The organism is Pseudoalteromonas sp. CO342X (assembly GCF_004208915.1).
In the GTDB taxonomy this organism is placed as follows: Bacteria; Pseudomonadota; Gammaproteobacteria; order Enterobacterales; family Alteromonadaceae; genus Pseudoalteromonas; species Pseudoalteromonas maricaloris.
Genome location: NZ_SGPH01000019.1, coordinates 1 through 22,939, shown reverse-complemented (window position 1 = coordinate 22,939; position 22,939 = coordinate 1). Strand labels below are relative to the sequence as shown.

General features: G+C 41.9%; 21 protein-coding genes and 11 tRNA genes. 18 read left to right on the top strand and 14 right to left on the bottom strand.

Annotated features, from left to right (window positions below):
* Positions 1–25 precede the first annotated feature (25 nt).
* Positions 26–667, top strand: coding sequence for an HD domain-containing protein (locus tag EXT47_RS10125; RefSeq protein WP_045989065.1), 642 nt, complete (start codon positions 26–28; stop codon positions 665–667).
* 17 nt (positions 668–684) lie between these two features.
* Here the strand turns inward: EXT47_RS10125 and EXT47_RS10120 are convergent, their stop codons facing one another.
* Entirely contained in the window at positions 685–1,665 is a 981-nt protein-coding gene (locus tag EXT47_RS10120; protein WP_010606522.1) for an ion channel, read from the bottom strand.
* A 226-nt stretch (positions 1,666–1,891) separates the two neighbouring features.
* On the opposite strand from EXT47_RS10120, the gene EXT47_RS10115 reads away from it, so the two are divergent.
* A complete protein-coding gene (locus EXT47_RS10115) occupies positions 1,892–2,548 on the top strand; it encodes a M48 family metallopeptidase (protein ID WP_130126522.1) in 657 nt (218 codons plus the stop codon).
* 22 nt (positions 2,549–2,570) lie between these two features.
* Here EXT47_RS10115 and EXT47_RS10110 read toward each other — a convergent pair whose 3' ends face one another.
* Positions 2,571–2,966, bottom strand: coding sequence for a helix-turn-helix domain-containing protein (locus EXT47_RS10110; protein ID WP_130126521.1), 396 nt, complete (start codon positions 2,964–2,966; stop codon positions 2,571–2,573).
* A 72-nt stretch (positions 2,967–3,038) separates the two neighbouring features.
* On the opposite strand from EXT47_RS10110, the gene EXT47_RS10105 reads away from it, so the two are divergent.
* Positions 3,039–3,536 (top strand): DUF2938 domain-containing protein, encoded by a 498-nt coding sequence (locus tag EXT47_RS10105; protein WP_240701606.1) that lies wholly within the window; start codon positions 3,039–3,041, stop codon positions 3,534–3,536.
* Positions 3,537–3,553: 17 nt separating this feature from the next.
* Here the strand turns inward: EXT47_RS10105 and EXT47_RS10100 are convergent.
* The 4 genes from EXT47_RS10100 to EXT47_RS10085 form a co-directional block, all read right to left on the bottom strand.
* Positions 3,554–3,638: transfer RNA gene (locus EXT47_RS10100), tRNA-Tyr, on the bottom strand.
* A gap of 29 nt (positions 3,639–3,667) precedes the next feature.
* Positions 3,668–3,752: transfer RNA gene (locus EXT47_RS10095), tRNA-Tyr, on the bottom strand.
* A gap of 29 nt (positions 3,753–3,781) precedes the next feature.
* A tRNA-Tyr gene (locus EXT47_RS10090) sits at positions 3,782–3,866 on the bottom strand.
* Between the two features lie 29 nt (positions 3,867–3,895).
* Positions 3,896–3,980 (bottom strand) — tRNA-Tyr (locus tag EXT47_RS10085).
* Between the two features lie 112 nt (positions 3,981–4,092).
* On the opposite strand from EXT47_RS10085, the gene EXT47_RS10080 reads away from it, so the two are divergent.
* Positions 4,093–4,614, top strand: a complete 522-nt coding sequence (locus EXT47_RS10080) for a VC2046/SO_2500 family protein (protein WP_102056581.1) — start codon at positions 4,093–4,095, stop codon at positions 4,612–4,614.
* 376 nt (positions 4,615–4,990) lie between these two features.
* Here the strand turns inward: EXT47_RS10080 and EXT47_RS10075 are convergent, their stop codons facing one another.
* From EXT47_RS10075 to EXT47_RS10060, 3 genes are all read right to left on the bottom strand, one after another.
* On the bottom strand, positions 4,991–5,452 hold the full coding sequence (locus EXT47_RS10075) for a YchJ family protein (RefSeq protein WP_130126520.1): 462 nt from the start codon (positions 5,450–5,452) through the stop codon (positions 4,991–4,993).
* A gap of 45 nt (positions 5,453–5,497) precedes the next feature.
* Positions 5,498–5,893 (bottom strand): SulA-like leucine-rich domain-containing protein, encoded by a 396-nt coding sequence (locus tag EXT47_RS10070; RefSeq protein ID WP_069022306.1) that lies wholly within the window; start codon positions 5,891–5,893, stop codon positions 5,498–5,500.
* Between the two features lie 494 nt (positions 5,894–6,387).
* A complete protein-coding gene (locus EXT47_RS10060) occupies positions 6,388–6,837 on the bottom strand; it encodes a tetratricopeptide repeat protein (protein WP_130126518.1) in 450 nt (149 codons plus the stop codon).
* Between the two features lie 121 nt (positions 6,838–6,958).
* Here EXT47_RS10060 and EXT47_RS10055 point away from each other — a divergent pair, with 121 nt between their 5' ends.
* Entirely contained in the window at positions 6,959–8,248 is a 1,290-nt protein-coding gene (locus EXT47_RS10055; protein WP_045964862.1) for an NCS2 family permease, read from the top strand.
* 65 nt (positions 8,249–8,313) lie between these two features.
* On the opposite strand, the gene EXT47_RS10050 is transcribed toward EXT47_RS10055, so the two are convergent.
* Positions 8,314–9,075 (bottom strand): hypothetical protein, encoded by a 762-nt coding sequence (locus tag EXT47_RS10050; protein WP_010375563.1) that lies wholly within the window; start codon positions 9,073–9,075, stop codon positions 8,314–8,316.
* 414 nt (positions 9,076–9,489) lie between these two features.
* On the opposite strand from EXT47_RS10050, the gene cysB reads away from it, so the two are divergent.
* Positions 9,490–10,467 carry an HTH-type transcriptional regulator CysB gene (gene cysB, locus EXT47_RS10045; RefSeq protein WP_010375565.1) on the top strand — a complete coding sequence of 326 codons (978 nt, stop codon included), beginning with the start codon at positions 9,490–9,492 and terminating at the stop codon, positions 10,465–10,467.
* 53 nt (positions 10,468–10,520) lie between these two features.
* Here the strand turns inward: cysB and queC are convergent, their stop codons facing one another.
* On the bottom strand, positions 10,521–11,177 hold the full coding sequence (queC, locus tag EXT47_RS10040; protein ID WP_130126517.1) for a 7-cyano-7-deazaguanine synthase QueC: 657 nt from the start codon (positions 11,175–11,177) through the stop codon (positions 10,521–10,523).
* Between the two features lie 123 nt (positions 11,178–11,300).
* Here queC and queE point away from each other — a divergent pair, with 123 nt between their 5' ends.
* Positions 11,301–11,966 (top strand): 7-carboxy-7-deazaguanine synthase QueE, encoded by a 666-nt coding sequence (gene queE, locus EXT47_RS10035; protein WP_069022310.1) that lies wholly within the window; start codon positions 11,301–11,303, stop codon positions 11,964–11,966.
* A gap of 98 nt (positions 11,967–12,064) precedes the next feature.
* On the opposite strand, the gene EXT47_RS10030 is transcribed toward queE, so the two are convergent.
* The 3 genes from EXT47_RS10030 to EXT47_RS10020 all read right to left on the bottom strand — a co-directional run bounded on the left by EXT47_RS10030 (position 12,065) and on the right by EXT47_RS10020 (position 16,488).
* Complete coding sequence (locus EXT47_RS10030) at positions 12,065–12,937, bottom strand: ABC transporter substrate-binding protein (protein ID WP_130126529.1); 873 nt, start codon at positions 12,935–12,937, stop codon at positions 12,065–12,067.
* Positions 12,938–13,096: 159 nt separating this feature from the next.
* A complete protein-coding gene (cysK, locus tag EXT47_RS10025) occupies positions 13,097–14,065 on the bottom strand; it encodes a cysteine synthase A (RefSeq protein WP_010375573.1) in 969 nt (322 codons plus the stop codon).
* Positions 14,066–14,193: 128 nt separating this feature from the next.
* Positions 14,194–16,488, bottom strand: a complete 2,295-nt coding sequence (locus EXT47_RS10020) for a carbohydrate binding family 9 domain-containing protein (protein WP_130126516.1) — start codon at positions 16,486–16,488, stop codon at positions 14,194–14,196.
* Between the two features lie 211 nt (positions 16,489–16,699).
* Here EXT47_RS10020 and EXT47_RS10015 point away from each other — a divergent pair, with 211 nt between their 5' ends.
* The 11 genes from EXT47_RS10015 (at position 16,700) to EXT47_RS09965 (ending at position 22,111) form a co-directional block, all read left to right on the top strand.
* Positions 16,700–17,845, top strand: coding sequence for a dicarboxylate/amino acid:cation symporter (locus EXT47_RS10015; protein ID WP_039492251.1), 1,146 nt, complete (start codon positions 16,700–16,702; stop codon positions 17,843–17,845).
* A 258-nt stretch (positions 17,846–18,103) separates the two neighbouring features.
* Complete coding sequence (gene uvrY, locus EXT47_RS10010) at positions 18,104–18,754, top strand: UvrY/SirA/GacA family response regulator transcription factor (protein WP_010606537.1); 651 nt, start codon at positions 18,104–18,106, stop codon at positions 18,752–18,754.
* Positions 18,755–18,765: 11 nt separating this feature from the next.
* Positions 18,766–20,589 (top strand): excinuclease ABC subunit UvrC, encoded by a 1,824-nt coding sequence (gene uvrC / locus EXT47_RS10005; protein ID WP_130126515.1) that lies wholly within the window; start codon positions 18,766–18,768, stop codon positions 20,587–20,589.
* A 42-nt stretch (positions 20,590–20,631) separates the two neighbouring features.
* Positions 20,632–21,177 (top strand): CDP-diacylglycerol--glycerol-3-phosphate 3-phosphatidyltransferase, encoded by a 546-nt coding sequence (gene pgsA / locus EXT47_RS10000; protein WP_010375584.1) that lies wholly within the window; start codon positions 20,632–20,634, stop codon positions 21,175–21,177.
* A 209-nt stretch (positions 21,178–21,386) separates the two neighbouring features.
* Positions 21,387–21,462 (top strand) — tRNA-Gly (locus EXT47_RS09995).
* 7 nt (positions 21,463–21,469) lie between these two features.
* A tRNA-Cys gene (locus EXT47_RS09990) sits at positions 21,470–21,543 on the top strand.
* A 36-nt stretch (positions 21,544–21,579) separates the two neighbouring features.
* A tRNA-Leu gene (locus EXT47_RS09985) sits at positions 21,580–21,666 on the top strand.
* A gap of 57 nt (positions 21,667–21,723) precedes the next feature.
* Positions 21,724–21,799: transfer RNA gene (locus EXT47_RS09980), tRNA-Gly, on the top strand.
* 21 nt (positions 21,800–21,820) lie between these two features.
* Positions 21,821–21,907: transfer RNA gene (locus EXT47_RS09975), tRNA-Leu, on the top strand.
* A 43-nt stretch (positions 21,908–21,950) separates the two neighbouring features.
* Positions 21,951–22,026, top strand: a tRNA-Gly gene (locus EXT47_RS09970).
* 11 nt (positions 22,027–22,037) lie between these two features.
* Positions 22,038–22,111 (top strand) — tRNA-Cys (locus EXT47_RS09965).
* Positions 22,112–22,939 lie beyond the last annotated feature (828 nt).

The window sequence follows — 22,939 nt, the reverse complement described above, 5'->3', positions numbered from 1 at the left end:
CAGATATTAATAAAAGTTGAGCTTAATGACGTTAAAAATGCATGAATTAGAAAAAGCATGTGAAGAGTTTATGCTGTCGACTCCATGTGCAGATACTGCCCATGATTTGTCTCATATCAAGCGTGTAGTTAAAGTCGCAAAGTCGCTTTGCGAAGCTGAGGGGGCGGATCCTGCTGTGGTGATCCCTGCCGCTTGGTTACATGATTGTGTTGCCGTAGCAAAAAATCATCCAGATAGGCCGCTGGCGTCTAAATTAGCTGCAGATAAGGCGGTTGCCTTCCTAACAGAGTTGAAGTACGACACGGATAAACTTGAGGCTATTCACCACGCCATTGTTGCACACAGCTTTAGCGCCGGTGTCACACCCACGACATTAGAAGCCAAAATTGTCCAAGATGCAGACAGAATGGATGCGTTAGGGGCGATAGGTGTTAGCCGCTGTATGAAAGTAGGTGGGGCGATAGCGCGTAATCTTTACAATGTAGAAGACCCTTTTTGTGAGCACAGAAAAGCTGACGATACCAAATATACCTTAGATCACTTCTTCATTAAGCTGCTGCATATTAAAGATAACATGCATACCACCGCAGCCCGTGAGCAAGCCCAAGCCCGCACCCAATATATGCTGGATTTTTTAGAACAACTGAAATCAGAAATCGCGGATTGAAAATGACGAGATGAGTATCATCTCGTCATTTGCTTTACAAAAACCACCACAAATAGCGCTAATGAAAAGCTGCCGGTAAAAGCCTCTACTGCTGCGATCAGCCGGGAGATCCCCACAGGGGTAATATCCCCGTAACCCAAGGTTGTGAAGGTAACAACACTAAAATAAAAGCTGTTCAGCAGCGCCATGACGTTTTCAGATACACTGTTGTCTAAGTCCAGTTGCATTATCTGGTCTTGAAACGAAACACCAAATAGAAAATAGCAAAATGCACAGGTAATTATCATACCTAAACTGAAGCGAATGACATTTTCCGGCTTTTCTCCATACCCACATAATAAGTCGACAAAGCTGGAAATAAGGTGACGTTTTGAAAAGCGTGGATACTGGGCATGTCGCATGCGCAGCTCTTTGTATGTAAAGCGCCCAACCATTTCAAATAGTCCTTGGTTTTCTGCGCCTTTACGTAGTAAACGATAGATCTCTTCGGATTGTAGAAACAAGTCTTCCGCGTCTTCTTTGGCTCGGTTTCTACGAGCTTCAAAAGCTTGCTGCTCTTGTAGTAATTGCTCGCCGAGTTCCATATTATCGATACGGGTGTTTTCAAGCTTTATACCGAGCAAATTGGTGCTTTCTAAATTACAGCAGTGCAGGCTTGCTTCTCTCAAATCGGCCTTCATTAGCGACGCATGCTTAATGGTATTATTAAACAGGTGCGCCCCTTTCAAATTGGCACGATAAAAGTTGCTATAAGATAGATCATAGCCATGATGATTTTCAAAGTTAACAAGATTGAGCCCTTCTAAATTGGCTCGCTTCAACTCTAAGCCTTGCAGCAAACCGCCGCGCTTGGCGTAGCGTTCAAGCTTTTGGCTTAGCTCTAAGCCACCTTTATCGAATTTATTGTCATGCCAAAAGCAGTAACCTGAGCCCATATCGATTTCACTGCATTTTTTTCCCTCAGGTGACACATATTGGCAAATGGGTTTATCAGCCATAGCTTGCCTAAATCAAAATGCCTTTTTCATTAAGCGTAGCAGCAAAAATAATAAATACGGTGATTTAACGAAAAAATCTTTCTAATTTATAGAGTGTTAGAAACCACACTATTGATGAGTTAATTGTCATTGTTGATCAAATTCATCATCTTACATGGCGTTTGCAGTGACTCCGATAAGTTGCTCATATTATAATGCATGCTTTAGTGACTAAGAATTTGTTACCTTGCAATATCAATTGAAGAAAAGCCGAAAGCGTAAGAGCGTTGCGATAAAAATAAAAGCTGGCCAAGTATTTGTGTATGCACCAGAGCAAGTTTGCGAGCGCTGGTTACATAATTGGGTGGAAAGCAAATCCGATTGGATAAAATCAAAGCTTGCTCTAAAAGTCATACCTGAGAGCCCTCGGCCACTGGAAACAGGAATTGTGCAAGTATTCGGCGAGACCTTTACCATTCAAAGAGGCGAAAGCACGACCTCTGTAATTGATTTTGATAACAAAAGGGTGTTACTTAAGGCTGTCAAAAATGAATGGCGTGAATTAGTTGCGCTGTTAAGCGAAACGCTAAATGACTATGTAGATATGGTTATTGCGCGCTATCAACCTGATATTCAAGCTCGCTTTGATACACTAAAAATACGCGTTTATAAAAGCCGCTGGGGCAGTTTTTCATCTAAAGGCGTGCTTGCGTTTAATACGCTTTTGATTGGTGCGCCTAAGTGGGTAATTGATTATGTGGTAGTGCACGAACTTTGCCATTTTCATGTCATGGCACACAATAGCGCATTTTGGCGCTTGGTAACAAAGCACTATGGCCACGACCATAAAATGGCTCGGCGTTATCTACGTGACCACGGTCGTGACTTGATGATTGAGCATTAGCATAGTGTCCTGTTTATGCCTATTATTTCTCGGGCCTCGCTTTTGCCGCGCGTTTTAACAGCTTTTGAAATGTCGGACATTCAAAGTGGCTTGGCGCAGGGCATTTGGCAGCGTGATAGAGGCCATCTCGCATTGCAGTTAAATGCTTAATGGTTTCATTTAATTCATCCCCTTTGGATTGTAACTTCGCCCTATCAATATCCGCTTTACCCTCGGGGGTAAACATGTCCGCTATTTCATCTAACGAAAAGCCTGCGTTTCTGCCTAGTGTAATAAGCGCCAGACGTTCAAGTATCGAATGGGGGAAAACACGTTTGAGCCCTTGTCGACCAATCGATCGGATCAGTCCTTTTTCTTCATAATATCTAAGCGTGGATGCGGGTAAACCTGACTTCTTTGCAACTTCACTGATATCCATTCTTGCCCTTGACTTAAAGTTAACTTGAACTAGTAGGATAGCGGCTATCAGTAAAAAAGAGGAGTAAAAATTGTGGAAAACCTATATACGATGTTAATGCCAGCAGTCGTGATTGGCGTAGGTGCAACGCTTGTTATGGATTTGTGGGCATTTATGCTCAGTCGCTTATTTGCCATAAAGGGCTTAGATTATGCATTGGTTGGTAGGTGGATTGGACACTTGTGTAAAGGTCAACTCACGCATCAAGGTATCGGGCACAGTAAATCAATATCTGGTGAAGGTGTCATTGGCTGGTGCATGCATTATCTCATTGGGATTGTATTCGCCTTGGTGTTACTTCTGAGCGTGGGCAAGCCTTGGTTGACTGAGCCTAGCCTTTTCATTGCGTTAGTTTTTGGTTTAATAACGTGTGTTTTTCCATTTTTTATTATGCAACCCTGTTTTGGTGCAGGGGTCGCAGCATCTAAATTACCAGAGCCGAATAAGGCAAGGGTAAAAAGTATGGCAGCACATTTGATTTTTGGTTTTGGATTGTTTTTAAGCTCGTTTATATATGTAAGCTTGTTGTGAGATAACAAAATAGAAGGTGGTGGAGGGAGCTGGATTCGAACCAGCGAAGGCTGAGCCGTCAGATTTACAGTCTGATCCCTTTGGCCGCTCGGGAACCCCTCCATACATTTTAAAGCGTTACAATTTGAAAGTGGTGGAGGGAGCTGGATTCGAACCAGCGAAGGCTGAGCCGTCAGATTTACAGTCTGATCCCTTTGGCCGCTCGGGAACCCCTCCATACATTTTAAAGCGTTACAATTTGAAAGTGGTGGAGGGAGCTGGATTCGAACCAGCGAAGGCTGAGCCGTCAGATTTACAGTCTGATCCCTTTGGCCGCTCGGGAACCCCTCCATACATTTTAAAGCGTTACAATTTGAAAGTGGTGGAGGGAGCTGGATTCGAACCAGCGAAGGCTGAGCCGTCAGATTTACAGTCTGATCCCTTTGGCCGCTCGGGAACCCCTCCTAAACAACGGCGGTGATAATAACAAAGTTTTTTTCGAAGTAAAGAAAACTACTAAAGTTTTTCGGAAAAAGGCCGATAAATTCATAATTATCAAAATAATCGGTTGGAATACATGCAAATTGATGGCGTTTTAATCAGTGAGTCGCAATTAGGATCCGCATTGAACATTAGTGTTCATGAGACGCGCTCTGCCGATTTTGCCATGCTGTTATCTATGCTATCAACCGATGCATTAGATTTTAGCCAATTTCACCTACCAAAATCTGAAGCTGCCGCAAAAGATAACTCAGAAGAAACACTAAAAAAGCAATTTGAAATAGGTCCACAAAAGCCGCTTGCGCCAAAAGAGTACAATATGCTTATTGGTCAGCATAACGCGCAGCTGGTATCTATGGGGGCAATGGCAACCTTGCGATTGCAAGAAAATTTAAATCCAGAACCTTTTGCCGCACGAAATGATAAAAAGCATATTCCACTCGAAGTCGTAGAAAATTTGGAACCAGCGGTTAAAAGACGTTTGGCGAGCGCGCAAGGTAAACTGGCCTTAGTTGCTGATAAGGCAATGGATGCGGCTGGTTTTTATGATCAAATTGCAACGGGTGATATGCAGAGTATGTTACGCGCGACGGCGTAACAACATTAGCTGCTTTTACTCCTTCAAAATTGAGCAAATTTAAGACAAACTGGTATTAAACTTGCTGTTTTACAGCTGTTTGCTTCGTTACTAGACTGGCATAAAACGCCATGCTTATCGCGCTTCATGTCTAATATCAATTGAATTAATTCTCTAATCAATTTGAAGGGTGAAATAGCATATTAGCTTCGTTAAAAATTTCTCATTTAGAACAACTAAATAGCAAAATTTTTGCCTTGCTACTAAAGCTATTTCCCTGCTTCAAGATAGATCATTTACTTAATACAACTGGTATAAGCTAAACGGCCTTTAATCATCCTTAGCTTGCTTCAAGCTTTTTTTATTGCTTTGTATCTAATCTCTAATTCAGGTTATTTTAGGTACCGTGGCACTTTTTGTACTTTTTGTCACTGCCGCACGGACAGAGGTCATTTCTGCCTACTTTGGTTGTAGGTGTATCGTACAATTCACCATCTAAGTAATACCATCTGCCTGCTTCGGTAATAAAATTTGACCGCTCATGGAGTATATAGTGTGTGTTTTCTGCGATATAGTGCGCCTTAAACTCAACGATCCCCTGAGTAGCTTCTGCTAATTCTTCTAGCACTTCCAATTTTATAAAGCGTGCGTAATTAGCAAATGCAGCAATATCGTCGACACTATTTTGTGCTTGTTTAGCCTGGGCGTAGGTGTCATGAATATACTTTGCATCTTTTAAGCAGTATGCAGTATAGCGAGAGCGCATGAGTATTTGTGGACGCTCTGCGAATTTTTGTCCCTTAAGGTACGGCTCACAACATTGCGAATAGGGAAGGGATGAATTGCAATAACAAGACATAAAAACTTCTGTTTTAACAAATTTATATCTCGTTATTGTAGCTGGTTAAGCGCTTTGAAAACAGTGGATCGCAACGTCAGATACCGGCAGTTCCATTTTGTTGATAGTTTGCACTGATGTAATATCAGTCCAAATCACCACTGCAGCGAAATTACCATTGCTGATAGCACTTTTAAGTACATACTCAAGGTCGTATATGTGCTTTTGCCTAATGACGAGCAACTTGCTTGCATCAACTGAAGCACTTTCTAGTAGTGACTTGTTTGGTACATTATCGGGCGCAACGAGTAGCGTCCAGCCTTGTTTATGCTGACATTTATGTAAAACTTTAAGTAACTCTAAGCTAGCGACGATCTCATCTTCAACGAAAACATTATTGATTTCGTTAAGTGTGTAATAAGTCGAATTGTTTGGCTGTAGAAGTGTATTGCTGTGTAACATAATTGTCTCACTGGTTATCTATACAGTATTTGTATACAGTAGTTTATACAGTGTGTGAATGCAAGGGAAATTGCTAGCTTTTTAATCAATATTCAAGCTTAATTTTTATTTAGTTTAAATTTTCAATATAAAACAAATGGTTGTGTTTTTTTGAAATAAAAGCTTAATTGACGAAAGTTCAGTATGAGTAATACCAATTCGCTTAATTAAGTGATTTATTTTGAGGCGAGAAAATCTTGTCGATAACCAGACGAAAACTTTGCTATTTAGTTGTTCTAAATGAGAAATTTTTAACACAGTTAGCGCCAGATTTGCTCCTTCAAATTGAGCAAGTATTAAGATTAATTGGTATAAAGCAATTGGAAGTTTTCTCAGATGCTATACAGTAGTTTTCCTACTGTATCATTTTGATCGTTGCAGAGGATAGGCGTACGTTTACTTAAGAGAGGCTTAGCTACGCCTAGCCTACGTTTTTTTGGAGAGTCAAATTTAATTTACTGGTTAATATGCTGTAGTTGATGAATTTGCTCGTAAAGTGTTGCAGCATAGCACTGTGCATCTCTAAAGCGCTTCGTTGTAATAAAACGGCGTACATCTAATAGCACTTGTTCGGCACCTTTGTGTCCTTGGCTACTGGCCAAACTTAACCAAGCAGCTGCATGAAAGGGGCTGGGTGGCACTCCTTGACCTTTCATAAACAACAAACCTAAAAAAAACTGTGCCTTCAAATCACCAGACATTGCCGCCAGTCTTAGCCATTTTGCCGCCAGCGGAAAAGATTTTTCTTTTAGGTAATAAAGGCCTTTTTTCAAAGCTTGGGTATTGTCGTGAAGATCTGGGAATTTTGCGTCCGCTTTTAATGGCGACGTTACAAATTCAAGCACATTCAGCAGCTGCTGTTCTAAGTCATGGTTTGCTGAGTTGTCGGTGCTATTTTGATCCATATCTTTATTCGCAATAATGTTGATAAGCAGAGTGTAGCTGAATTTTAACTATTTTGTCCGAGTTTTAAAGTGATTCGTGTTAAAATCCAACCACTTGTTCCTCAAATTTGTAATTTTAGTTATGCTCGAGCGGTTATTTTCACTGCAAGCTATGCACACCAATGTAAGAACTGAGGTGATTGCTGGCTTGACGACATTCGTTACTATGGTTTACATCGTTTTTGTAAACCCTGCAATGCTAGCAGAAGCTGGTATGGATCACGGCGCTGCTTTTGTAGCAACTTGTATCGCAGCCGCAATCGGCTGTTTTATTATGGGGCTATGGGCTAACTATCCTTTAGCGCTTGCGCCTGGAATGGGCTTAAACGCCTTTTTTACCTATGGTGTTGTGCTTGGCATGGGCTATACATGGCAAAGTGCATTAGGCGCGGTATTTATGTCGGGCTGTTTATTTCTATTTTTGAGCGTATTCAAGGTTCGCGAGTGGGTGATCCAAGCTATTCCCATTGTGCTAAAGCGTGCGATCGCGGCAGGTATTGGCGCATTCTTAGCGCTAATCGCGCTAAAAAACGCGAAAATTGTTATTGCAAGTGATGCTACATTAGTACAACTTGGTGATATAACTTCTCCCGGCCCGCTATTAGCCATTGCGAGCTTTTTTGTGATTGCGGCGCTTATGTACCGTGAAGTCAAAAGTGGCGTGCTTATCAGCATTTTAATGGTAACGGGTATTGCGTGGGGACTTGGCCTTGTAGATTATCACGGGGTTGTTGATGTGCCCCCAAGCATCGCGCCGACCTATATGCAGTTAGATTTGAGCGGAATTTTTGAGCTTTCCATGCTCAGTGTGGTGTTTGCATTTTTATTTGTCGATTTATTTGATACCAGTGGCACATTGGTTGCGGTGACGCAAAAGGCTGGATTATCTGACGAACATGGTCGTATGCCAAGGCTGGGTAGGGCATTGTCAGCTGACAGCACTGCGACGATTGCAGGCTCAGTGCTCGGTACCTCAACGACGACTTCATACATCGAATCAGTGTCGGGTGTATCTGTCGGTGGTCGCACAGGATTGACGGCCGTGGTCGTAGGGATCTGCTTCTTACTCATGATGTTCTTTGCGCCATTGGCACAAATGGTTCCTGCATATGCGACGGCAGGCGCGATACTGTATGTGTCGGTATTAATGCTACAAAACCTAAAATTGATTAATTGGGATGAGATGAGCGATGCTATTCCGGTCAGTGTTGTGTTATTGATGACACCACTCACGTTTTCAATCGCGCATGGTATTGCTTTGGGTTTTATTTCTTATACTGCAGTTAAGTTGGCGTGTAATAAAGCAAATGAAATCAGTATCAGCGTTTGGGTACTGACAGTACTCTTTATCGTTAAGTTTGCTTTTGGTTAAGCTGGCGGGTTTACTTCATTTGTAATAAAAGGCTGGGAGACCAGCCTTTTATGTAAATTGTGGTGTTACCACTTCTTCTTCGGTGCAAACAGGACGTCCAAGTCGTCTTGTTCTTGCTCTGCTTTCTTTTTCACCGCTGATGCGTTGGACGCTCTAAGTTCACTGCTGATCTCTTCTAAATAACCTTCCAGCTGTGCTTTTTTCTCTTTTACATAGTCATCATTGTATGAGACGGCGCAAATTGTAGCGTAAGCTTTTTCAAAGTATTGTCTTGCCGAACCGACCATATTTGCAGTCCTTGCTGAAAGCCCTCGTTTTATCTGGCTCTCTACATTGATTTTAAGCTGAAATCGCTCTAGTCTACGGTCTTCATTAACGAACAGTTGAGTGTCTACTTTACCTTTACTATGCTCAGAGCGCAGTAGTTGGCGTAATTTTTTTATGCCTTGAACTAATGCGATAATTTGTTTGTCGTTGTCAGGAAGTGCTATCGAGTCTGAATCTGCTGTTTTTTCAGGCTGAGTATTTAAGCGCTCTTGCGACTCGTGTAAGCGACTTTTTAATTCTTTCGAAGTCGGAGACAGCTCCACCATTGCGGCTAAAGCGTCATGCACGCGGCGTTGAATAATACGGATCATGACTTCAGACATCGGAATATTGCTGCCATTCATGATGACGTCTTCCGCTTCTTCTATTACGCGTTTTTGCTTAGCCAGTTCTTTGCGTCTCTCCGCTTCTTGTTTCTCTTTATGTTGCTGGATCGCGCTTACCCAAACTGCTATGACGATAAGTGCAACAATCAACATTATTATAATAGAAACAAACATACTGAAATCTCTTTCATGTAACCACCAGTGTAATTTTTTAATCTTACATGAATTCGTACTATTCTGAACAGGTTTACGACAATAACCTGTAAAAAAGATAAAGAATTCATTATTTTTTAGTATAGTCGATGCCTAAATGAGCGGTTAGTTTTAGTGAAAGATAGTCGCCAGATTTAGCACGTGAGTTTGCAAAAGCGTGTCAAAATATTCGCTATTTGGCCAAATGACTGTCGGAGCGTCAGTGAAAATGCTGATATTTAGTACCTCTTGGCTACCTCATTTTTACCAAATGTGCTAGCCTACATAAGGTCGTAACAGGCGGTTTTTATCGCTTTGCACTAAACTAGCTAACAAAAAAGCGGTTTTGCTATGGGCTGATGCTCAACATCAAGAGATCATAAGAATAAAAGCAATATGAAATTACAACAATTGAGATATATCGTCGAAGTGTTGAATCACAACCTTAATGTGTCAGCGACGGCGGAAAGTTTATATACCTCTCAACCCGGTATTTCAAAGCAAGTGCGCATGCTTGAAGACGAGTTGGGGGTACAAATTTTTGGCCGTAGCGGTAAGCATTTAACGCATGTTACGGGCGCGGGTAATGAAATTATTAATATTGCTCGTGAAATCCTCTCTAAAGTGGAAGGGATCAAAGCGGTTGCAAATGAACATACCTTACCAGATCAAGGTAAACTGAACATCGCAACGACGCATACACAAGCTCGTTACGCGTTACCTCCTGTGATCCAAGGGTTTATGAAAAAATACCCTGCAGTTTCTTTACATATGCATCAAGGTACGCCACAACAAATCTCTGATGCTGCCGCTCGAGGTGATGCTGACTTTGCTATCGCCACCGAGGCACTGCATTTGTACAGTGATCTGGTCATGCTACCTTGCTATCATTGGAATCGCAGTATTGTGGTCGCCAAAGACCATCCACTTGCACAAAAAGGCAGTGCACTGACGGTGCAAGACGTCGCTAAATATCCGTTGATCACTTATGTGTTTGGGTTTACTGGCCGCTCAGAACTGGATAAAGCATTTAATGCTCATGGTTTGGAGCCACACATCGTGTTTACTGCAACAGACGCTGATGTGATTAAAACCTACGTAAGATTAGGACTCGGCGTTGGCGTATTGGCGTCAATGGCACTTGATGAAAAGTCTGACAGCGACTTAGTTTGCATCGATGCGAGTCACCTATTTGAAGCAAGTACGACGAAAATCGGTTTCAGAAAAGGAAGCTTCCTAAGAGGCTACATGTACGATTTTATTGAGCGATTTGCACCGCATCTCACAAAAGATGTGGTAGAGCGTGCAAGCTTGCTACGAAATCAAGATGATATCGACAAGCTATTTGAAGGTATGACGCTTCCAGTAAAGTGAAGTACTTGAAAAGCATATGAAAAAGGCCTCAACAGAGGCCTTTTTCGATACTGTTATTCGTACGGGAGTGGATCTGTTGCCTGGTTTAGTTCAAACGCTTCGAGACGCTCTTGACAAGCACCACACTTACCACATGCTTTTTCGCGGCCGTTGTAACACGTCCAAGTGTCAGCGTAATCTAATCCCATTTTTAGACCGTCGGTCAGGATATCAATTTTTGAGTTGTTAAGGTAAGGACTGACAATTTCAACGGCGTCGTAGTTCGCAATGCGACAAACATCATCCATCTTTTTAACGAACTCAGGGCGGCAATCCGGATAAATTGCATGATCGCCAGAGTGAGCACCGTAAAATACCTTATTTGCGTTAAGAGAGACAGCGTAACCTACCGCAAGAGAGAGCAAAATCATATTGCGATTAGGCACAATCGTGCTCTTCATGCTCTCTTCTTCATAGTGGCCTTCTGGCACGTCGATGTCATCTGTTAGGCTAGAGCCTGACAATAATTGATTGATAGCAGAGATATCAACGACCTTATGAGCAACGCCGAGTTTAGCACATACGTCAGCGGCAACTTGTAGCTCTTTTACATGTCGCTGGCCATAGTTAAAAGACAGTGCATAAACCTCATGGCCCTCGCGGACAGCCTTGTTTAGTACAGTGTAAGAGTCCATTCCGCCGGAATAGATTACGACAACTTTTTCGCTCATAGGTGATTTGCCTCGATTTTGATAGAGGTTTACTTCAGGGCGCGATATACTACACGGCCGCTGGAGAAATGACAATTTTCTCGCGGTATTTTTCGACAACTTTATCTTAAACACGGGGCCATTTTGTACAAGGTTAACGAAATATTTGAAACAATTCAGGGTGAAGCAAGCTTCACTGGTACGCCTTCAATCTTTTTACGTTTGCAGGGCTGTCCAGTTGGTTGTGCTTGGTGTGATACCAAACAAACCTGGGAAACCAACGACACTTTTATTGTTTCATTGGATAACACTGTAGAAAAAAAGGCTGACTCAGAGTGGTGGGCGAACGCGAGTGCTGACGAGATCTTGGCGATTTTCGAGGCGCGGGGCTACCAAGCCAAACATGTGGTGATCACCGGTGGTGAACCTTGTATGTTTGATCTTCGCCCATTATGCGAGTTATTGCATAGTAAAGGGTACAGCACACAGATTGAAACCAGTGGTACATTTGAGATCCTCGCGCCAGCTGAAACTTGGGTTACCGTGTCGCCAAAAATTAATATGCGTGGAGGTTACAAAGTACTTCCAAGTGCAATGGCTCGTGCCGATGAGATAAAGCACCCCGTCGCGATGCAAAAGCATATTGAGGAATTAGAGGTGTTATTTGCACAAACTGGGGTTGAACCAAAGCTAGTGTATCTTCAGCCAATCAGCCAAAAAGCCAAGGCCACTAAGCTTGCAATAGACAATTGCAAAGCGAAAAATTGGCGCCTATCAGTTCAAGTGCACAAGTATTTAGGAATTAACTAAAGCGATTTGCCTAAGCGTATTTTAGCTAAAAATGCGGTGTGTTTAAGCTGAGGCATTGAACAAACCGCGATGCTTAGGCGTTAAGTTCTGTGTAGAGGTCAATAACACTCGTTACTGACCATTTCAATCATTCTTTGCGTTTCACCACTGTTCTCAAATTGATAGAGATTGCGATTAATATCTTTGAGCAATTCACGCCAATGTGGCTTTTGCTTGCTAAGCGCAAAGTAGAGGTGATTGTACTTAATAGGCGGTGTCACGTTTTCAATGTTTCTCAGTAATTCAATTTTCTCAGCTCTAGGTAAGTCTGAATAATTGACCGTAAAGCGCAGCACTTTTGGATCGCCTATTACTAAATTTACGCGTTTACCGACGAGTAACTTCACCAGCTGTAAATCATTTACGGCCTCTACTGTAACAAATTCACCATTATCCATCATTGCATCGAATTCAGGGGTATTCTGATAGCCCCTCACGACACCAATGAGCTCATTTTTAACTGAGTTTAGATTGCCATCAAAGCGGTCTTCTTCACCTCTTCGCTTCAAAAAGCCGATTTCACCACCAGGAAAGGCATTAGATAAAGCAAGTAGCTCTCTGCGGGTCTTATTCTTGTGATTGTCAGATGGTGCTGAATCCTCAATATAGTATTCAGGGAATAAAATATCGGCTTTTCCCGTTTCCGCGGCTCTTACGGCACGAGCCCAAGGCAAAAATTCAACATACACTTGATAATCTAAGTCTGTAAGTAGTGCGACAGCAAACTGAAAGGCCCAGCCTTTATTGCAGAGGTTTGCACCGATATAAGGTGGCCAATCTAATGTCACAATATGAATGAAGGCATTTTTACCTTTCTTATTGTATAGATAACCCCCTTGATACTTTTCTCCAGCAACAAGGCGAAATTCACCACCCTTAAAGTAGGCGACGTTTAAATTCTCCCCATACCCATAGATGAAGCTACTAAATATGAGAAAGAACATGAGTAATAAGGTCTTTACAATCATCAAAGTCAAAAAAGCGTAGCGAATAGATAAAGTGTAGTGAAAGGAAGTGAAATTAAAAGGGATAATATAAAAAACAAAGGGGCAGTGATGCCCCTTGGTAATCTAGAATATGAAACTCTACTCTTACTGCACTAATTCTTGTTCAGAGAATGTGTCTGCAAAGAGTGGGCTAGTTAGGTAACGCTCTGCAGCGCTTGGCAAAATAACCACGATGTTTTTATCAGCATTTTCAGGTTGCTCGGCAATACGCTTTGCGGCAACTAGGGCTGCGCCTGAAGAAATACCCACTAAAATACCTTCGTCTTTCATCAGCTGGTGTGCCATTGCAATTGCATCTTCATTCGACACCAACTCAACGCCATCAATAAGCTCAAGATCTAGGTTGCCCGGAATAAAGCCAGCGCCAATCCCTTGAATTTTGTGTGGACCTGGTTTTACTTCGTCGCCCGCAAGGGTTTGCGTGATAACTGGTGAGTCAACTGGCTCAACAGCGATTGACTTAACATTTAGGCCTTTTTCATTTTTAAGATAGCGTGAAACACCGGTGATCGTGCCACCCGTACCAACACCCGCAACGAAGTAATCGATATTACCTTCAAGTGCATCAAAAATTTCTGGACCCGTTGTTTCAAAGTGGATCTTCGGGTTTGCTGGGTTTTCAAACTGTTGCAGTAACACGTATTTTTCAGGGTTACTTGCTTGGATTTCATTTGCTTTTTCAATCGCGCCTTTCATGCCCTTAGCGCCTTCGGTTAGCACTAAATTTGCGCCAAGTGCTTTAAGTAGTTTACGACGCTCAAGACTCATCGTATTTGGCATAGTAAGTGTCAATTTATAACCGCGAGAAGCAGCAACGAAAGCCAATGCAATACCAGTGTTACCTGAAGTCGGTTCAATAAGTTCTTTACCTTCGCTAAGAAGACCCGCTTTTTCAGCTTCCCAGATCATAGACGCACCAATACGGCATTTAACGCTGAAGCTTGGGTTACGCGCTTCCACTTTTGCGTAAACATTGCCGCCAGAAACGCGATTGATTTTAACCAGCGGTGTATTACCGATAGTTAGACTGTTATCTGCATATACTTTAGTCATTTGTGTTCCCTAATCTAGGTTTGCTTGTATTCCATCACTTTACTGCGCATTTCGCAAAACGAAAGGAAAGATTGGCTATAAGATATATCAAATTTGCTTATAGCCAATAGTTATTTAAAGTTTTATATTTAAATCAACCAGGCATAACTGAACTTCATAAATACCGTCTTTTCGTCTTTAGTTATCTTTGACAAATCATCGTCTTGATAACCGTGATCGGAATAGCCTGCAAAGAAAACGGTTTGTGGGTTTAGTTTGTAGGAATAGAGCAGTTGGGTACTGATACTTTTATAAGTCGCATCAACATCGTCATTATAATTGCTCTGGTTTCTCGAAATATCCGTGTTGATGATTGCCAATCTCAGATAGCTATTAATGTTAAATTGGTAAGTCAGGCGTATATCGCTCAGATTTGCGGTATAAACTTCCGCGCCATTCGCTTTCATTTTTTCGAATGTATGGCGCAATCTAACTTCAAAATGTTTGCCAAGATTGACGTTAATAACCGGACGGGCGAAATACAAATCACCAAGACGGTTGTTTGCAAGGTCAACGCGGTTTCCTTTACTTAAGTTTAAGCCTGCGAAAACGCCGGCCATTGGCTTGAACTCCATATAGGTCCACTGTGAATTCTCGGTAAATAGATCGGTATTGCCGTCAATCGCTAAACGGGTTTCATCATGTCGCAGTCCAGTGCGTTTTCTATGTTCAACACCGAAATCAAGAAAGCTTTGCAATGGGCCGTCAACTGCAAAGTTGGTTTGCACTTCTTTTTCTAATAACTCGCCTTGCTCGTTGTGGGAAATATCCCAGTCGGCGTACCAACGTGCACGGTTCCACCAGTTGTTGTCATCGCCATACCAACGGTACTCACCGCCAAAAAGAAATTTATTAAAGTCGACTTGAGTGATAAAGCCCATATCGGTTCTAAGTGCTGCATCGCGAGCTTGATAGCTGGTAAATGCCTTCCAGTGCTTGCGATTGTGCTCATAATTAACGTAATAGCCAGCACCACGGTCATCTTCGTCAATCACTCTGAGTACACTTTCGTTTAGGTCGCACTCCGCGAGCATACTATCACATAACGCTTCAGCAAAAGCGCTATCATAGTCTGTATCTGAGCCAATTAACTGTACTTGTAAGGTATCGTTATCTGTTGGCTTGTATTTGGCGTCTATACTCGCAACTTGGTTGCGATAGTCGTCGCTTTGCCTGGTCGTCGATGTCACGCCTACTGACAAGGTTTTGTTTAGGTCATGACGATATCTCAGTGCCATGTTTTGGCTTTTTCTTTCTAATGAGACAACGCTCGAGCCCAGATTTCCGGGAACAACGACATTGAGTCTTTCATCGTTGGCAATAAATCCTGCAAAAGTGTGACCGTTTTTATTACCGGTAAGCTTGACGCCATAATCGGGTGCTGAAATGTTCCGAGTATGAATAAGGTTAAGGTGAGAAGAAAAGTAATCGGAATTATCTAAAAAGAACGCCCGTTTTTCAGGGAAAAATAGGCTAAAGCTATTGTTAACGCTCAATTGTCCCGTGTCAGCTTCAACTTGTGAGAAATCAGGGTTTAATGTTGCGTTTAGCGTCATATCTGGTGTGATAGCCCACTTGACGTCTAAACCCGGCTCGACATTATTGTCGGCTTGCCATGGCTCTGCGATACCATCATCTATGTCGCGAGATTCTCGCCTATTGGTGACTAGTGTTGGAATAACGGCAAAGTTACTCCCTTGCTTAGCCTTAGCAAATCCTTGATATTTCGGCATTTGACAGATCCAGCAAGAGTTTGCATGTCGCAATTGCATGCTGGAGATGCGCAACCTTTCATTTCTCGGATAAAAACGCAGAAACTCTAAAGCCATGGTTTTGCGCTCGAGGGAGTCGTTAAAATTTAATACACGGAGTGGGATTTCAACTTCAACAACATAACCGTCTTTGTTTATCTTTCCGACGCTATCCCAGATCCCATTCCAAGAACCATTCTCACTTTTAGTGAGTTCGTTTTCAATTGAGTCTTGTTGTACACCTAGTGGATTGATGAAAAACTGGTAAGCGCTTTGGGCATTGTTAAATGAATCAATTTTAATGCCGACAAGATCATCTTCCCAGGCGCGGTCACGGTCACGATAAAATGCGCGGATCAACTTAGGATTAGGATCCTTTGCATCAAAAGCGATAAACAAAGATTGACCATTTTCATATACGTAGGCCTTAGTTTGTACTGGACTTGATTGGTTCTCGTATGGCCAAGTGATGTTGTTGATATCTATTTCTAATGCACGTTGCCAAATATCGGCTTCAAGTACACCATCAATTTTTGCAGAACTATCGATAAATGGGATTTTATTTGGGTCTAGTGCCCATGTTTGGCTAGATAGACTAAGCGCGAAAAAAGAGTAGGTTACAGCTTTAAGCATGAATTTAATTATTTTACAGAGACTTTTTCCAGTATTAGATAATATGCAATGAGCTGAAACAATTTATTTTCGTCAAGTTGCAATTATTTACGTTAGGTGGCGAATATGTATACATAAAATGTACAAATCTATTTATCTCCATCGAATTAATAGCAAAGATGGTCAAAAACATGTTACAACAACGCCTTTGAAAATCTGCTAGGAAGTAACTATGTCTCTTATATTGAAGCTAGTGGCGGGTATCGTCGCTGGTATGTTGGCGGGTCTGTACTTGCCGACTGTGTTAGTTGAGCTCTTATACACCTTCAAGGTGATCATAGGGCAACTTATCAGCTTTACTATTCCTCTGATAATCCTGCTTTTTATTGCTTCGGGTATAGCAGGCTTACCAAAGGGATCGGGCCACTTGCTTGGTAAGACAGTCGGCTTTGCTTATGGGTCAACCATTATTGCTGGCACATTAGCATTTTTATTAGTTAATGCTTTCATCCCATTCTTTGACGGGGGCGTTGCTTATCAAGCCGTGGAAGAATCTCATCTTAAGAGCTTTATTAATATCGAGATCCCTCCGCTAATGGGAGTGATGACGGCACTTGCAACGGCATTTATCTTTGGTATTGGGATGAGTCAGTGCGGTTTAACTAAACTTAAAGGTGTCACTGACGAAGCGAGAGATGTGGTAGATGCACTGCTTGCGAAAGTTATTATTCCAGTATTACCGCTTTACATCGCCGGTGTTTTTGCTGAAATGGCAGTAGCTGGTACGGTATTCGACACCCTGAGTACGTTTGGCGTGGTACTGCTTGCCGCGATTATTATGCATTGGCTATGGCTAAGCACTTTGTTTGTGGTGAGCGGCCTGTTACTTGGTAGAAATCCATTGGAATTAATCAAAAATATGCTACCTGCGTATTTTACCGCTATTGGTACTATGTCGAGCGCGGCAACTATTCCTGTGTCTCTTCGTGCAAGTAAATCTAATAATGTTAACGAAGAGGTTGCCAATTTTACCGTACCACTTTGTGCCACCATCCATTTGTCAGGGTCGACTATTACCATAGTGACTTGTGCAATGGCTGTGATGCTGCTTTCTCCTGAGATGGTTGTCCCGTCATTGTCGGAAATGTTGCCATTCATCTTTATGCTTGGTGTCGTAATGATTGCGGCTCCTGGTGCGCCGGGTGGCGCGGTTATGTCTGCGCTTGGGTTATTGACGAGTATGCTTGGTTTTAATGAAGGCGCAGTGGCATTGATGATTGCTTTATATTTAGCGCAAGACAGTTTTGGCACGGCATGTAACGTAACCGGTGACGGTGTGATTGCACTTTGGGTCGATAAATTTTCAAAGCAAAGCTGAGTCATATAAAAATAAATCTACTATAAGTCGCTATGGCTAAATGCTATAGCGACTGTCTTTAAAATCACAAAGCGGTGAAATTATAATCAAACTGCTTCTTTCATTAATTAACTATTTGGTTAATTCATATCAAAATTGTATTTTTCTCTCGTTTCTATCGTTATGCTTTTAAAAAATATGTGGTAATCTCAAACATCTGGAAGCGGGGCTGTTGGTTGCTTCGCTCCTTTTACCAATATATATGTAGAGGGTGTGCCATTGATTAATGTGCTTTTAGTTGATGATCATGAACTTGTCAGGACTGGCATAAAACGCATTTTAGATGATGTGCGTGGCTTTAAAGTGGTAGGAGAAGCCAAAACCGGTGAGGAAGCCGTAACCTTTTGTCGCCAAAGTGAGCCTGACATTGTGCTAATGGACATGAACATGCCTGGTATTGGTGGATTGGAAGCGACCAAAAAGATTTGCCGTTACTGTCCAGATGTAAAAGTTATTGTGCTTACCGTGCATTGTGAAGATCCTTTCCCAAGCAAGGTAATGCAAATTGGTGCGCATGGTTACCTAACAAAAGGTGCTGGCCCTGATGAAATGATCAATGCAATACGTGCAGTTAATGCTGGTCAGCGTTATATTGCGCCAGAAATTGCTCAGCAAATTGCCCTTGCGCAATTTAGTGGCCGCAATGACGAAAACCCTTTCCAATCGCTATCGGAAAGAGAATTGCAGATCATGCTCATGATCACCAAAGGTGAGAAAGCACAAAATATTGCAGATCGCTTGAACCTGAGCTCTAAGACGGTAAATAGTTATCGCTATCGCATGTTTGAAAAGCTCAATGTGAGCGGTGATGTGGAATTAACCCACTTGGCGATTCGCCATAAAATGATCGATATAGATAGCAGTCATTAAGTTCTTTTTAAATGACTGAATTTGATTACAAACCTTTCCTTAAGACATTAACAACAGAACCTGGTGTGTACCGCATGTACGATGTGGACGACCAGGTTATCTATGTTGGTAAAGCAAAAAACCTCAAAAAACGAGTTTCTAGCTACTTCCGTTCAAATATCACAGATAGTAAAACGCGAGTATTGGTCAGTAATATTGACCATATTGAAGTAACGCTAACGAATACCGAAACCGAAGCGCTGCTTTTAGAAAATAACTTAATTAAGAAATACCAACCACGATATAACATCCTCTTAAGAGATGATAAAAGTTATCCGTATATTTTCTTGAGCGCCCATCAACATCCAAGACTTGCATTTCATCGTGGTAGTAGAAAACAAAAAGGCGAATATTTTGGTCCTTTTCCTAGCAGTGCTGCGGTATCGGAAAGTCTAAGGTTAATGCAGAAGATCTTCCCGGTTAGGCAATGCGAAGATGCGTATTACCGCGCACGCAGCCGACCTTGTTTGCAGTATCAGTTAAAAAGATGTTCAGGACCATGCGTTGGCAAAGTAAGCGACGAAGAATACCAAGAACAAGTAGCCATGGTTCGACAGTTTTTGACGGGACGTTCACAGGACGTTATCTCAGCGCTGGTGGAGCGAATGGAAACTGCCAGTATGTCTTTGGATTTTGAGAAAGCAGCAAAACACAGAGATCAAATTGCTTTATTAAGGCAAATGCAAGAACAGCAGTCCATTGCAGGAAACTTTGCAGAGCTTGATGTCATCGGTTATGAGCAGAAGAACGGTTTAGTGGCCATTCATGTACTGATGATAAGGGAGCATAAGGTACTTGGGACGAAAACACATTTTCCAAAAGTACCAAAAGATTCTGGCGCAGATGAAGTGCTAACTTCTTTCATCGGGCAGTATTATATTTCAACGGGTAACCACTCTAGAATTGCTAAAGAAATTGTATTGCCATTCGAAATAGAAGAAGGAAGTGCATTAGAAGCTGCACTGACTCAAGTTTCGAAGCGCAAAGTTAATTTCAAATGTAACGTTCGTGGGGAACGAGCCCAATATCTTGCATTAGCAAATAAAAATGCGCAAAACAGTATTGAAGTTAAACAAAGTGCACAAGACTCAATCACCAAACGATACGCCAAACTAAAAGCAGTGCTAGGGCTTTCAGACATTCAAAGAATGGAGTGTTTTGATATCAGCCATACCATGGGAGAAAACACGGTCGCATCGTGTGTTGTATTTGATGGTCAAGGGCCAAACAATAGAGAGTATCGCAGATATAACGTCACAGGGATCACCCCAGGGGATGATTACGCAGCGATGGATTTTGCATTAAATAAGCGCTACGGCAAAATGTCGGATGAAGCGAAAGTACCCGATATTATTTTTATTGATGGTGGTAAGGGGCAGTTAGGTAGGGCGGAATCTTTCTTCGCTGATTGGCAACTCAGTAAAATGCCGATACTGATAGGGGTTGCAAAAGGCACAAGCCGAAAGCCTGGATTAGAAACATTGCTAATAGATGGTGGTCGTAAAACGGTGAATGTCGAAAGTGATTCACCTGCATTACACCTTATCCAGCATATCCGCGACGAATCACATCGCTTTGCAATTGCAGGGCATCGTAATAAAAGACAAAAACAAAGAACGCAATCTGTGCTTGAAGAGATTGAAGGCGTAGGTCAGAAAAGACGTCAGGCACTACTTAAGTTTTTAGGAGGCATGCAGGGAGTTAAATCTGCAAATATACATCAATTAAAGCAAGTTCCTGGGATCAGCCCTGAAATGGCTGAAAAGATATTTAATCATTTGCATGACAAAGCTTAAGCAATCATGCGAACATAGAAAAAAAGACAATACCAAGTAGTTATGTGGAATATTCCAAATACGCTCACAACATTTAGATTGCTACTCATTCCCGTGTTTGCAGTCGTTTTTTATCTTCCTTATTCATGGGCGTTTTTTGCCGCCGCTTTTATTTTCTGGTTAGCTTCCGTTACCGATATCCTCGATGGCTATCTTGCGCGTAAGTTGGAACAGTCAACACCATTTGGTGCTTTTTTAGATCCTGTTGCCGACAAGGTGATGGTCAGTGTTGCTTTAGTGATACTTGCTACACATTATGATAATTATTTCATTACTATTTCTGCTGTTGTCATTATTAGTAGAGAAATAGTTATTTCTGCGCTGCGTGAATGGATGGCTGAACAAGGTAAAAGAGGAAGTGTTGCAGTATCTTGGCTGGGCAAATTCAAAACAGCTGCACAGATGTTAGCTATTATAGGTTTGATTTGGCAATTATCAGATTGGATGACAATGCTAAGTTACGCACTTTTAGCTATAGCGACATTGCTAACATTAGTTTCTATGATCCAGTATCTCTATGCTGCAAAAGGAGAATTGACTAATTCTTGACTTGAAATGATTATAAACCCAGCGGTTTAGATAAATTTTGAGCAAACGATTCAAAACATTCATTTTTTATGTTGACGCGTTCCAGAACTTCTGTAGAATGCGTCCGTGTTGAGAGGGCAGTATGTCATCTAAATGAAATTTAGATAGCATCACCTAGCAAGTTAAAGTTTAGAGAAGCTTAGTAAATAAGTAGATTTAAATAATGGAACGCGAGTATAGCTCAGCTGGTAGAGCGCGACCTTGCCAAGGTCGAGGTCACGAGTTCGAACCTCGTTACTCGCTCCAAATTTGCGGCGGAATGGCAGAGTGGCCATGCAGCGGATTGCAAATCCGTCTACCTCGGTTCGACTCCGGGTTCCGCCTCCATTTCTCAACATATCCACATGCGAAAGCAAACCCGATGCCCGGGTGGTGGAATTGGTAGACACAAGGGATTTAAAATCCCTCGCTGGTAACAGCGTGCCGGTTCAAGTCCGGCCCCGGGCACCATTTATATCGGGATTTGTATGTAACAAATCTATATGGTTTTTATATACAAAACGGAACGCGAGTATAGCTCAGCTGGTAGAGCGCGACCTTGCCAAGGTCGAGGTCACGAGTTCGAACCTCGTTACTCGCTCCAATTTTTGCTTTCACACCCGATGCCCGGGTGGTGGAATTGGTAGACACAAGGGATTTAAAATCCCTCGCTGGTAACAGCGTGCCGGTTCAAGTCCGGCCCCGGGCACCATTTATTTTTCACATGTCAAATTTACCAGTGTGAAAAATGGAATGCGAGTATAGCTCAGCTGGTAGAGCGCGACCTTGCCAAGGTCGAGGTCACGAGTTCGAACCTCGTTACTCGCTCCAATATTCTTCATGGCGGAATGGCAGAGTGGCCATGCAGCGGATTGCAAATCCGTCTACCTCGGTTCGACTCCGGGTTCCGCCTCCATATCGCATATTCTCCTTATTCTTAATATCTTTCTTATTTACCTTTTTTATTATACAAAAACGCCACTGTTACTGATTTATCCACATCTTTTTTACTTAGACATTGTTTCTTTAGATCCCAGAATCATTACTATAGCTACTAGCCAATAATAAGAAGGATCGAAAGTTAGTATTCAATACCTTTATAAACGCACCTATCTTCATATTTTCGATAAAAGGTATCATTTAGGTATCTAGTCCTGCTTATTGGATAGACTTACTGCTTCTTAGTAGCTTTGCATTTTCACTTCCACATAATTTACGTACACCTTCTCTACATAAAGCAGAATTGACCTGGCTTTGTTTCGATTTCTATATGTAAGTAGACAAGTTGATATGCTAACAGATGCTATATAACGCCATTTGTTTTAGTTGTTCCACTGTGATGCTTAAAGTTTATGTAGGCTCGCATGACCTCAATTCGGTTTTCCTGAGCAAAAAACATACTGTTTTGACATGTTTCGTTTGTTTTTTGTTCGAACACATCTTTTTTATAAGTTTTAATGAAAAAAGGGGTTGCACTAAAATCGGATCTCCCTATAATGCGCATCCACCGACACGGGGAGCAACGCTGAAAAGCAATAAGCCAACGAGTTGGTAGTCGAGTAAAACTTAGCTTTGAAAACTTAAGAGAAAACTTATTCTCAAGAAATTCAAAATTAAGTATTGACAAAAAATCGGGAATGCTTAGAATGCACATCCCTCGAAACAGAGAAATGTTTCGAAACGTTCTTTAAAAATATGAAGCAATCATCTGTGTGGGCACTCGTACAGATTGAGTTCTAACAGC

Bases quoted from the DNA above. Each gene is read 5' to 3' on its own strand.
- pgsA (WP_010375584.1), top strand. From the start codon at position 20,632: ATGTGGAATATTCCAAATACGCTCACAACATTTAGATTGCTACTCATT.
- EXT47_RS10125 (WP_045989065.1), top strand. From the start codon at position 26: ATGACGTTAAAAATGCATGAATTAGAAAAAGCATGTGAAGAGTTTATG.
- EXT47_RS10050 (WP_010375563.1), bottom strand. From the start codon at position 9,075: ATGTTTGTTTCTATTATAATAATGTTGATTGTTGCACTTATCGTCATA.
- EXT47_RS10070 (WP_069022306.1), bottom strand. From the start codon at position 5,893: ATGTTACACAGCAATACACTTCTACAGCCAAACAATTCGACTTATTAC.
- EXT47_RS10055 (WP_045964862.1), top strand. From the start codon at position 6,959: ATGCTCGAGCGGTTATTTTCACTGCAAGCTATGCACACCAATGTAAGA.
- EXT47_RS10080 (WP_102056581.1), top strand. From the start codon at position 4,093: ATGCAAATTGATGGCGTTTTAATCAGTGAGTCGCAATTAGGATCCGCA.
- uvrC (WP_130126515.1), top strand. From the start codon at position 18,766: ATGACTGAATTTGATTACAAACCTTTCCTTAAGACATTAACAACAGAA.
- EXT47_RS10110 (WP_130126521.1), bottom strand. From the start codon at position 2,966: ATGGATATCAGTGAAGTTGCAAAGAAGTCAGGTTTACCCGCATCCACG.
- EXT47_RS10020 (WP_130126516.1), bottom strand. From the start codon at position 16,488: ATGCTTAAAGCTGTAACCTACTCTTTTTTCGCGCTTAGTCTATCTAGC.
- EXT47_RS10060 (WP_130126518.1), bottom strand. From the start codon at position 6,837: ATGGATCAAAATAGCACCGACAACTCAGCAAACCATGACTTAGAACAG.
- EXT47_RS10015 (WP_039492251.1), top strand. From the start codon at position 16,700: ATGTCTCTTATATTGAAGCTAGTGGCGGGTATCGTCGCTGGTATGTTG.
- queC (WP_130126517.1), bottom strand. From the start codon at position 11,177: ATGAGCGAAAAAGTTGTCGTAATCTATTCCGGCGGAATGGACTCTTAC.
- cysB (WP_010375565.1), top strand. From the start codon at position 9,490: ATGAAATTACAACAATTGAGATATATCGTCGAAGTGTTGAATCACAAC.
- EXT47_RS10120 (WP_010606522.1), bottom strand. From the start codon at position 1,665: ATGGCTGATAAACCCATTTGCCAATATGTGTCACCTGAGGGAAAAAAA.
- cysK (WP_010375573.1), bottom strand. From the start codon at position 14,065: ATGACTAAAGTATATGCAGATAACAGTCTAACTATCGGTAATACACCG.
- EXT47_RS10075 (WP_130126520.1), bottom strand. From the start codon at position 5,452: ATGTCTTGTTATTGCAATTCATCCCTTCCCTATTCGCAATGTTGTGAG.